Raw genomic sequence first — 1466 nt, forward strand, 5'->3', positions numbered from 1 at the left:
GTCAATCGCTGTATTCGCTCAAGCCGATCAGCACGCCTGCCGACTTTGCCGGCACCAAGATGCGCGCCTACAACCCGGCGACCACGCGTATTGCCCAGCTCCTCAAGGCGCAACCGGTGACCATCCAGCTTGCCGAATTGGGTCAGGCACTGGCAACGGGTGGTGTGCAGAACTTCCTGACGTCCAGTGCCAGCGGCGTGGAAAGCAAGTTGCATGAACAGGTCAAATACTTCTATCCCGTCAGCGCATGGCTTCCGCGCAATGCGACAGTGGTGAGCCAGAAGGCATTCGATGCACTGGACAAGCCCACGCAGGATGCACTGCTCAAGGCCGCTGCCGCTGCCGAACAGCGTGGCTGGGCCACCAGCGAAAAGCTGGACGGCGAATACATGAAGGAACTGGCCGCCAAGGGCATGACCATCAGCACACCTTCAGACAGCGTCAAGAAGGAACTGGCCGCCATCGGCGAAACCATGACGGCCGAGTGGCTGAAGACCGCAGGCCCTGAAGGCCAGGCCGTAATCGACGCTTACCGCAAGAAATAAGCGGCCTTTCGCGGCGGGCGGGTCCGTGCAACGCGGACCTGGCAGAAGGCCCGCCGCTGTCTTTCTTCTTTTTTTTGATCGATGCAGGAGCACGTGATGGGCAAACTCGTCCGGAATTTTTACAAACTGCTAATGGGATTGTCCTGCGTCGCAATGCTGGCGGCCTTTTGCACCGTCATGCTGGGTGTGCTGGCGCGTGAGGCGAACTGGGACATTTCCGGTCTTGATGCCTACGCCGGCTACGCAATTGCTGCGGCACTGTTCCTTGCGCTGCCCGGGACGCTCCAGCATGGCGACCACATCCGCGTGACCTTGCTGCTTGAACGCGTTTCTCCCAGGGTACGCGGCATTCTTGAGTGGTGGTCCCTGGGTGCCGGGCTCGCCCTTGCGGTTTATGTGGCGTGGTACGCCGTGYGGCTCGTCTGGGTGTCTTACAGCACGCACGACATCTCGCCGGCAGCAGATGCTTCACCTCTCTGGATTCCACAGCTCGCCATGGCGCTGGGCTGCATTGGCTTCGCATTGTCCTTTGTACAAGCCCTTGTCGAGCGCTGGCACGGCGGCAGCTTCATCGCTGTCTCCAGTGAAACAGCCCATATTGAATAAGCCTGGAAGAAAAAAATGGATATCTTTATTGCCTTCGGCTTGATCGTGCTGCTTTTTGTGGCGCTGGGATCGGGTTTGTGGATAGGATTGTCGCTGCTGGCCGTGGCCCTGCTGGGGATGGAGCTGCTGACCCAGCGCCCGGTGGGGGACAGCATGGTGCTGACCATCTGGGGCTCCACGTCCAGCTGGACCCTGACAGCCCTTCCGCTGTTTTTGTGGATGGGTGAGATCCTCTTTCGCAGCAAGCTGTCCGACAGCATGTTCAAGGGCCTGGCGCCCTGGCTGGACCGCTTGCCCGGCCGCTTGCTGCATATC

General features: G+C 60.1%; 3 protein-coding genes. All 3 read left to right on the plus strand.

What is annotated here, in order from left to right; all coding sequences use genetic code 11:
- On the plus strand, positions 1–545 hold a 545-nt coding region (dctP, locus tag AC1D0Z_RS21645; RefSeq protein ID WP_477660209.1), incomplete at its 5' end, for a TRAP transporter substrate-binding protein DctP.
- 96 nt (positions 546–641) lie between these two features.
- Positions 642–1151 carry a TRAP transporter small permease gene (locus AC1D0Z_RS21650; protein ID WP_477660210.1) on the plus strand — a complete coding sequence of 170 codons (510 nt, stop codon included), beginning with the start codon at positions 642–644 and terminating at the stop codon, positions 1149–1151.
- 15 nt (positions 1152–1166) lie between these two features.
- On the plus strand, positions 1167–1466 hold a 300-nt coding region (locus AC1D0Z_RS21655), incomplete at its 3' end, for a TRAP transporter large permease subunit (RefSeq protein WP_477660211.1).

It is taken from the genome of Polaromonas sp. P1_E3 (assembly GCF_056405935.1).